This is a genomic window from Longimicrobiaceae bacterium, from assembly GCA_035936415.1.
Classification (GTDB): Bacteria; Gemmatimonadota; Gemmatimonadetes; order Longimicrobiales; family Longimicrobiaceae; genus JAFAYN01.
Genome location: DASYWD010000420.1, coordinates 1 through 8,636, shown reverse-complemented (window position 1 = coordinate 8,636; position 8,636 = coordinate 1). Strand labels below are relative to the sequence as shown.

General features: G+C 72.4%; 9 protein-coding genes. 7 read left to right on the top strand and 2 right to left on the bottom strand.

The genetic code is table 11. The features are described 5' to 3' along the window. Nucleotides 1-229: ATP-binding protein (locus VGR37_17140; protein ID HEV2149136.1), on the top strand; the 229-nt coding region annotated here is incomplete at its 5' end. Nucleotides 230-263: 34 nt separating this feature from the next. On the opposite strand, the gene VGR37_17135 is transcribed toward VGR37_17140, so the two are convergent. Beyond that, nucleotides 264-1,586, bottom strand: a complete 1,323-nt coding sequence (locus VGR37_17135; GenBank protein HEV2149135.1) for a GGDEF domain-containing protein — start codon at nt 1,584-1,586, stop codon at nt 264-266. A gap of 376 nt (nt 1,587-1,962) precedes the next feature. Here VGR37_17135 and VGR37_17130 point away from each other — a divergent pair, with 376 nt between their 5' ends. The 4 genes from VGR37_17130 (at nt 1,963) to VGR37_17115 (ending at nt 5,981) form a co-directional block, all read left to right on the top strand. Continuing rightward, a complete protein-coding gene (locus tag VGR37_17130) occupies nt 1,963-2,349 on the top strand; it encodes a response regulator (protein ID HEV2149134.1) in 387 nt (128 codons plus the stop codon). After that, the gene (locus VGR37_17125; protein ID HEV2149133.1) at nt 2,346-3,998 is read left to right on the top strand and encodes an EAL domain-containing protein; all 1,653 of its coding nucleotides are present in this window, start codon (nt 2,346-2,348) and stop codon (nt 3,996-3,998) included. Before VGR37_17130 ends, VGR37_17125 begins: the two co-directional genes overlap by 4 nt. A gap of 121 nt (nt 3,999-4,119) precedes the next feature. Then, a complete protein-coding gene (locus tag VGR37_17120; GenBank protein ID HEV2149132.1) occupies nt 4,120-5,253 on the top strand; it encodes a bifunctional oligoribonuclease/PAP phosphatase NrnA in 1,134 nt (377 codons plus the stop codon). A 194-nt stretch (nt 5,254-5,447) separates the two neighbouring features. After that, nucleotides 5,448-5,981, top strand: a complete 534-nt coding sequence (locus tag VGR37_17115) for a DUF2179 domain-containing protein (protein ID HEV2149131.1) — start codon at nt 5,448-5,450, stop codon at nt 5,979-5,981. A gap of 105 nt (nt 5,982-6,086) precedes the next feature. Here VGR37_17115 and VGR37_17110 read toward each other — a convergent pair whose 3' ends face one another. Next, entirely contained in the window at nt 6,087-6,758 is a 672-nt protein-coding gene (locus tag VGR37_17110; protein HEV2149130.1) for a hypothetical protein, read from the bottom strand. Nucleotides 6,759-6,912: 154 nt separating this feature from the next. Between VGR37_17110 and VGR37_17105 the strand changes: the two genes are divergently transcribed. Then, nucleotides 6,913-7,398, top strand: a complete 486-nt coding sequence (locus tag VGR37_17105) for an HIT domain-containing protein (GenBank protein ID HEV2149129.1) — start codon at nt 6,913-6,915, stop codon at nt 7,396-7,398. A 104-nt stretch (nt 7,399-7,502) separates the two neighbouring features. Next, nucleotides 7,503-8,594 (top strand): thiamine pyrophosphate-dependent enzyme, encoded by a 1,092-nt coding sequence (locus VGR37_17100; protein ID HEV2149128.1) that lies wholly within the window; start codon nt 7,503-7,505, stop codon nt 8,592-8,594. The last annotated feature ends 42 nt before the right edge of the window (nt 8,595-8,636 follow it).

Genomic DNA, 8,636 nt, shown 5'->3' with positions numbered 1-8,636 from the left:
CCCCGCGGGCGCCGGGGGTGCGGAGGGTGCCGGGCTCGGGCTGGAGCTCTGCCGCGCGCTCGCCGCGCACGCGGGCGGAAGCCTGGAGATGGAGCGGCGGGGCCCCGGAGGCACCTCGTTCCTGCTGCGTCTCCCGGCCGCCCCGGTGCAGGACGCCGTGGTGGGCGCGCCGCCCGAGCGGCCTCGTGCCGGGCGCGAAAAAGCCCTCCCCCGCGGCGGGGGAGGGTGAGGCTTCGGCCGGGTCCGGCTCCGCGGGCCCGCCGTCAGGGCGACTGCGTGCGCAGCGCCTCCGGTTCGCCGCGCGCCCGGGGGGGCCCCCCGCGGGCAAGCCTCCGCTTGGCCGCGTAGAGGCGCGCGTCCGCGGCCGCGATCATCTCCTCCGGCGAGGCGTACGAGGGCTCGTAGCCCGCGACGCCCACGCTGATCCCGATGGTCCCCGCCAGCCGATTGCGGATGCGCTCCACCAGCGCCCGGGCGCCGTCCTCCGTCCCGCGGGGAAGGATGACCACGAACTCGTCGCCGCCATAGCGCACCACCAGGTCCGAGCCGCGGACCTCCTGGCGCATGGCGTCCGCCACCGTGCGCAGGATCCGGTCGCCCGCCAGGTGGCCGTGCGTGTCGTTGACGGCCTTGAAGTCGTCCAGGTCCAGCACCACGAGGGTGAGCGGCTCCCCCCGGCGCGCCCCAGCCCAGGCGCGCTCCAGGACCACCTCCATCTGCCGCCGGTTCGCCAGCCCGGTGAGGGGGTCCGTCAGCGAGAGGCTGCGCACCTCGCCCAGGAGGCGCACCCGCTTCAGCGCGGCCTCCGCCAGGCTGGCGAGCGCGCGGAAGATGTCCCAGTCCTCCGGCAGGAATACACGCTCTCCCCGGCGCTCCACCACGAACAGGATCCCGTCCTCGCCCACGGGGGTGTACGCCAGGACGGCGGCGCGGGTCTCGGCGAAGAGCGGGGCGAGCGGGGAAAAGGGGGAGCCGGTGTCGGGACGGGCGTCGTCCCGGGCCAGCAGGCCCGGACGGGTGAAGCGGGTGTGGCGCGGGAGGACGACGCGGCGCGACTCCGACCCGGAGAGGCAGTCCTCCACCGGGCGGAACGCGGCCGCACCCGGCTCGCGGAGGAAGAGCACCGCCAGGTACCCGTCCACGATGCGGAGCACGTGCTCGCCCGCCGCCCGGCAGACCTCCTCCAGCGTCTCCGCCGCGTTGAGCTGCTCCGAGAAGGCGATCAGCTTCTCCGGGAGCTGCTCGCGCCGCCAGGCGCGCAGGCGCTCCTGCCGCCAGGCGGCCGCACCGACCGCCGCGCGCTCCAGCAGGTCCTCGCCGCCGCACCCCCTGGGGATGGGCCGCACCGCCGCCCCCGCCACCAGCACCGCGTCCCGCGCGCCCAGGTCCAGGAGGAGAACCGCCTCGTCCGCGGAGAGCGCCGCCTCCGCTTCGCGCACCGGGCGCATCGCGCCGTCGGCTTCCGCGCTGCGGGCCAGGAGCGCCAGCCGGTATCCGCCGGCCGGCTGGAAGGACTCTCCCTCCGGGGCGGCGGGGCTGGCGAGCACCAGGCTCGGCGCACGGTCCTCCCTGCGGCGAAAGTTCATGATTGCTCCCTCCGTTGAGCGGACGTTCGACCGGTGGGGTAGCCGGAGAAGCCCCGTCAAAACGGCGTGCCGCCGCCGAAAGAGCCGGAGTGTACGGGTCGGCCGGCGGGCCGCGCGGCGGCCCGGTTTTTCCGGAAAGTTCGGCCGGCCGGCAATGTAACGTGCCGCGCGGGTGCGGCACAACCGGCGAGTCGCGCCCGGACCGCACCTTTCCCGCACCGTCGTGAAAACCTCCCCGTCCGGACCACCGGGCGCATAAACCGAAGTACGGCAATGTCTTGGGGCACCGTGGCCTGCTTTTTGCCCGGTCTCGCGTCTTCCGGGCCGACCGGCGCGCCCGGCGTCCCTCCGCCTCATTCCGAACCCTGGCCGCACCGTGAACGACAACACGATCCTTGTGGTCGACGACAACCGCGACAACGTCGAGATCCTGCGGGCGTTCCTGGAGTCCCGCGGGTACGTGGTGGCAGAGGCGCAGGACGGCCGCACCGCCCTCGCCAAGCTGGAGCAGGTCAAGCCGGCGCTGGTCCTCCTGGACGTGATGATGCCGGGGATGGATGGGTGGCAGGTGTGCCGCACCATCAAGAACCACCCCGACTTCGGGCGTACCCGCGTGGTGATGGTGACCGCCAAGGCGGGGTTCGAGGACAAGTTCGAGGGGCTCCGCTCCGGGGCCGACGACTACGTGGTCAAGCCGGTGGACCTCAAGGAGCTGGAGGACAAGGTGCAGCGCAACCTGGCGGCGCGGGGGACCGACGCGTGAGAGTTCTGGCACGGGTGCGCGACGCGGCGCTGCAGGAGCAGCTCACCGCCGCGGCGACGCGGCTGGAGGCGGACCTGACGACGGTGAGCGCCACGGGCGGGGGCCCGGGCGACCCGCTCCTGGAGGCGCTCCGCTCGCACCCGGACGTGGTCTTCGCCGAGGCTTCGGCCCGCGACGAGATCCTGGTGCTGCGGGAGGAGACCGAGTCGCGCGGGATCGCGCTGGTGGTGGCGTGCCCCACGGAAGGGGCGGTCGCCTGCGCCTTCGGCGCGCGGGCGGACGAGTGGGTGCTCACCACCAGCGACGCCGCCGAGATCGCCGCCCGGATCGAGTCCGCGCGCGCGCGCATCCGCACGGCCGGGCGCCCGGAGGCCACCTCGCACGCCGCCGAGCACCTGCGCTACGAGGAGCTGCTCTACGACCGCTTCACCGGCTTTCCCACCCTCCCCGTCATGCTGGAGCGGGGGCGGGACATCCTGGAGCGGAGCGGCCGGCTCACCATCCTCTACATCGAGTTCGTCCGCTACTCCAAGCTGGAGGAGATCTACGGCTGGCAGAAGCTGGACGAGGTGCTGCAGACCACCGCGCGCTCCGTGCGGGAGTTCTACGCGCGGCAGCGGGGCGGCTCCGAGAGCCACCTGATGGTCTCCCACACGGGGGACGACGACTTCATCTTCTTCACCGACCTGCAGGAGCCGGTGGAGGAGGCGGACCGGCGCATCAACGAGCTGGCCGAGGAGCTGGAGCGCTACATCGGGGAGCGGCTGGAGAAGGAGCACGGGGAGGACGTGGCCGGGCTCTTCGGGATCTACGTGGGCTCCACCACCCTCTTCCGCAACCCCAAGCTCCGCACCGAGCGGATGATCTACCGGGGGATCCGGGAGGCGGCGCAGGCGGCCCGCAGCGTGGAGCACCGCGAGCGGAGCCGCAAGGTGGCCGACCTCAAGAACACCCTGCGCGAGGGGGCGGTCTACATCGACTACCACCCCATCGTGGTGACGGAGACGCAGGCGGTGTACGGGTACGAGGCGCTCGCCCGCGGCGTGCTGCGGGGGCTGCGCTCGCCGGAGGTGCTCTTCGGCGTCGCGGAGGAGGCCAACCTGATCTGGGAGCTGTCGCGCCTCTGCCGCAAGCGGGCCATCGAGGGGATCGACAGCCACCTCAAGCCCGACGAGCTCCTGTTCATCAACATCGACCCGCACGACTTCCGCGACCCCAAGTTCCGCTACCTGGACCTGGACGAGCTGGGGGTGGATGAGCCGGAGCGGATCGTGCTGGAGATCACGGAGCGCACCGCCATCACCGACTACCCCACCTTCCAGGGATACCTGAAGGAGTTCCGCGACCGCGGCTTCCGCTTCGCCGTGGACGACGCCGGCTCGGGGTACGCGGGGCTGGGGAGCATCGCCAACCTCTCGCCGGACTTCATCAAGCTCGACATCTCGCTGATTTCCAGCATCGACAGCAACTTCATGAAGCAGAACCTGGTGGACACGATGGTCCGGTTCGCCAACGACCACGACATCAAGGTGATCGCCGAGGGGGTGGAGCGCGAGGAGGAGTATGAGACGGTGAAGGCGCTGGGGGTGCACCTGACGCAGGGGTTCTACTTCCACCGCCCGCACGGGAACGGCAAGGGCGGTTCCTGACCCGCCCCCCGGCGGCGGCACGCGCCTCGCGTCTCCCGGCCACGGGAACCGAGCGCCCCCCGCAACCGAAGGGAAGATGCCGCAGCAGACGCAATCCATGGCGGAATGGACGAGGCCGGCCGTGCCCGCGCCCCCGTCCGGGGACGAGAGCGCGCTCCGCGCGGCCGCGCTGGCCGACCTGCTCTCGGCCCGGAAGGGGGAGCGGCACCTGGTGGCGATCCAGGACTTCCCGGACCCGGACGCCATCTCCTCGGGGATGGCCTACCAGGAGATCGCCCGCGGGTTCGGGATCGAGGTGGAGGTGGTGTACGACGGCCAGATCAGCCACCCGGAGAACCTGGCGCTGGTCAACCTGCTCGACCTGCACCTCACCCGCTTCAGCGAGCGCCTCAAGCTGGAGGAGTTCGACGCGGCGGTCTTCGTGGACAACCAGGGGACCACCACCCAGCTCACGGAGCGTCTCCGGGCGGCGGGGGTGCCCACCCTGGCGGTGATCGACCACCACGACCCGCAGGACGTGCTGGACCCGGTCTTCAGCGACATCCGCCCGGTGGGGGCGGCGGCCACCCTGTTCACGGAATACCTCCGCAGCGGGCGGATCCTGCGCCTGGACCCGGAGAGCCGCGCCCACGCCCTGCTCGCCACGGCGCTGATGCACGGCCTGCACAGCGAGACGGACGGCTTCATCCACGCCCGCGCGCCGGAGTACCACGCCGCGGCGTACCTCAGCGAGTTCGTGGACGCCGACCTGCTGGAGCGGGTGCTCTGCGTGCAGAAGTCGCACGCCACCATGGACGTGATCGAGGCGGCGCTCGCCCGGCGCGTCATCCGTGGGGGGATCTCCGTGGCGGGGGTGGGCTACCTCCGCTGGGCCGACCGCGACGCCATCCCCCAGGCGGCGGACTTCCTGCTCACCGAGGAGAACGTGCACACCGCGATCGTGTACGGCATCCTCTGCGGCGACGAGGGACGGGAGCTGGTCTCGGGGAGCCTGCGCACCTCCAAGGTGACGCTCTCCGTGGACTCCTTCCTCAAGGAGGCGCTGGGATCGGACGTGCGCGGGCAGCCGTACGGCGGGGGCCGCAGCCGCGCGGGCGGGTTCGAGATCGGGGTGGGCTTCCTCTCGGGCATGGACGACGACCCGGAGCAGCGCGACGCGAAATGGGCCCTCTTCGACCGGCGGATCCGGCGGAAGGTGTTCCGGGCCGCGGGCGTGGACGAGGAGGAGGAGGGGGACTGCGACGCGCCGGTGTAGGGGCGGGAAGTGCGAAGTACGAAACAGCGCCCCCGCCGGGATCTTCCGGTGGGGGCGCCGTGCGTATGTCGGGGCGTGGCGCAGCGGGTGACGGCGGACCCTCCGGCATGGTTTGGGGTTCCAGGGAGCTGTCCGGCCGGAGGTCCCGGCGGGCGAAGCGGAAGTTGTACCAGGAAGGGAGGTTGCGGCTCGGAATGGATGCTCTTTTCGCCTCCGCGTGGGGGCCGCTGGTGATCTTTTCGCTCCGCATTGTGGATGTCTCGCTCGCCACGATGCGGATGCTTCTTTCGGTCCGGGGGCAGAAGCACGTGGTGCCCCTGATCGGCTTCTTCGAGGTGCTCGTCTGGATCTTCGCGGTGGGGAACGCCATCCAGCACCTGGGGTCGCCGCTGCACCTGATGGGGTACGCCGCGGGGTTCGCCATGGGGTCGGTGGTGGGGCTCACGATCGAGGAGAAGATGGCGCTGGGGCTGGCCACCGTGCGCGTGATGTCGCAGCACGGCGGGGTAGAGATCGCTGAGGCGCTACGGGAGCGCGGCTTCGGCGTGACGGAGTTCGCCGGGTTCGGCCGGGAGGGGACGGTGGAGGTGGTCTACGCCGTGCTGCGGCGCCGCGACCTCCCCGTGGCCTTCGAGCAGGTGGGGATCTGGGACCCGCACGCCTTCGTGACCGTGGAGGAGCCGCGCTCCATCCATCGCGGCTGGATGATGGGACGGCGGCGGAAATAGCTCCTTCCGGAAAGGCGCCGAACGACGGCGCCCCCGCCGGGATCTTCCGGTGGGGGCGCCGTTCTGCCGTAGCAGGCCGTGGAGCGGCACTCATTCGCTTCGCCCCTATTCCCTGTTCCCTGCCGTTGCCGTCCACTCGCACAGCTCCGCGCCGCGGGTCTCGCAGACGGGGTGCTGGGGGAGGTGGTCGCGCCCGGTGTAGCGCTCCATCAGCTCGGTGAGCACGCCGGAGTACAGCGCGCAGGCGGCGCCGCCGGGGTCGGCGCGCGCCGTGAGCGAGCCGGCGATGCGGACGCCCAGCGGCCGCCGGGGCACCTGCAGGCGGCCGTTCCCGGAGATCTGCCGGAAGACGCGGAGCGCCGCGCGGCGGGCCGAGCGGATCGCCAGCGACGGCGGCAGGTGGGGCACCAGCCGCCGGAAGGTGCCGCTGCGGTCCTCCCATTCGAGCCGGGCGATCCGCCGCCCCGCCTCCTCGAAGATCTCCTCCGCGTCCGGCCGGCGGATCACCAGGCGGATCAGGTTCTCGATCTCCGACTCCGCCTGCAGGCGCTTGCGGCGCACCTCCTCGCGGAAGCGGTGGATCTGCGTGTGCACCACGTCGTTCAGCCCGAAGCGCCGGGGGAGGCTCAATGCCAGGTTCTCGCCCTCCAGCACCTCCTCCGGGCGATCCATGTCGCGCATGGTCTCGAAGAGGATGAGCGGAAGCAGCGGGGTGATCCCCCCCCTTCCCGGGGCTGCGTTCGAGCGGCCCTTTCGCAGCCGGTCCTTCTTCGACATGTCGGGCTCGGTGAACGGATGGTGTACGGACGGGGGCAGAATTTCGCCGGTCCGGGCGTGCTCCGCAACCCCGCTCCGACCCCGCCCGGCCCGCTCCTTGCTTGCCCCGGAGGGCGGAATCGAGACGGACGAACCCGGAAACGCGGAGGCCGGAGTGGACCCGAACCAGCACCCCGACTGCGTCTTCTGCCGGATCATCGGCGGAGACGAGATGGTCAGCGTCATCTACGAGGACGAGGACGTGATCGCGTTCCTCGACGTCCAGCCCCTGCACCGGGGGCACGTGCTGGTTCTCCCCAAGGAGCACCACAAGAACCTGTTCTACGTCCCCGAGGAGCTGGCGGCCCGCACCTTCGCGACGGCGCGGCGCATCCTCCCCGGGCTGCGCCGGGCCACCGGGTGCCGGGCGGTCAACCTGTTCTCCCCCAACGGGGCGCACGGCGGGCAGGACGTGTTCCACTTCCACCTGCACCTGATCCCCGTCCCCGAGGGGCAGCCGTTCCCGCTGCAGCTTCCGGACCCCGGCGCGCCGGTGCCCTCGCGCTCGGAGCTGGACGTCATGGCGGCGCGCATCGGCCGGTGCATCGCCGACGAGAGCTGCGCCGAGCAGCCGGGCGAGGAGCTGCAGGCGGCGGGCTGAGCCGCGCCGGGGGGTGCGCGGCCCATTGCGGAGCGCCGCCGGGGGGCGTATCCTCCCGCGTCCGCGTCACATGAACCATCCCGCCACCGCCATCCGACGGGCCGATGAAGCGCTTCGCCGCATACGACCCCCCCGAGTACGTGCACTGGACGGCCGACCCGGCGCTGGTGCGGGAGTTCCGTGAGCGCGTGGACGCGGACCCGGAGCGGGCGCGATGGATCCGCGAGCTGGACGAGGCGCGGCTCCTGGAGCTCTACGAGGGGCTGGTGCGCAACCGGCTGCACGACGTGGCGCTCAAGCGCTGGGTCAAGAGCGGGACCATCTCCAAGGCGTGGCTCGGGACGGGGGAGGAGGCGGCCACCATCGGGCCGGTGCACGCGCTGCGCCGGAGCGGCCCGGACCACGACGTGGTCGCGCCCATGATCCGCAACGCCGGTGCCTGCCACGAGATGGGGATGTCCGTGGCGGACATGCTGCGCGGCTACCTGGGGACGGACGACTCCCCCTCGCGCGGGCGCGACGGGCACGTGGGCGAGGTGCGCGGCGGGGTGATCCCCCCCATCTCCCACGTGGGCGACATGGTCCCGGTGATCGCCGGGGTGGCGCTCTCCTTCCGGCAGCGCGGCGAGGACCGGGTGGCGCTCACCTGGATCGGCGACGGCTCCACCAAGACGGCCGCCTTCCACGAGGGGATCAACTTCGCGGCGGTGCAGCGCCTCCCGGCCGTGGTCATCATCCACGACAACCAGGTGGCGCTGGGGACGCGGCCGGAGCACGGGGGGATCGGCCGCTTCTCCGAGTGGCCGCGGATGTACGGGGTGGCCGGCGGCGTCTTCGACGGCAACCACGTGCTGGACGCCTACGCCGCGACCCGGATCGCCGTCGAGCGCGCCCGGGCGGGCGAGGGCGTCACCCTGCTGGTGGGCGAGACCTTCCGCATGGGCGGGCACGCCACGCACGACGAGCGGGAGGCGCGCTCCATCTTCGACGCGGAGACGTTCGCGCACTGGGGGAAGCGCGACCCGGTGGGGCTCTACGAGGCCTGGCTGGAGGAGGAGGGGATCCCCCGCGCGCGCCTGGAGGAGATCGAGGCGAGGGTCGCCGCCGAGGTGGACGCCGCGGCGGAAGAGGCGCTCCGCAGCCGCGAGACGGCCATGCCGCGCGGGGAAACGGTCACGGAGGGCGTCTACGCCTGACCGGGCGCAATTTTCTGAAGGCGAAGCGGGTCCCCGCCCTAC

Coding starts and splice junctions, on each gene's coding strand:
- VGR37_17135 (HEV2149135.1), bottom strand. CDS start 1,586: ATGAACTTTCGCCGCAGGGAGGACCGTGCGCCGAGCCTGGTGCTCGCC.
- VGR37_17115 (HEV2149131.1), top strand. CDS start 5,448: ATGGATGCTCTTTTCGCCTCCGCGTGGGGGCCGCTGGTGATCTTTTCG.
- VGR37_17110 (HEV2149130.1), bottom strand. CDS start 6,758: ATGTCGAAGAAGGACCGGCTGCGAAAGGGCCGCTCGAACGCAGCCCCG.
- VGR37_17100 (HEV2149128.1), top strand. CDS start 7,503: ATGAAGCGCTTCGCCGCATACGACCCCCCCGAGTACGTGCACTGGACG.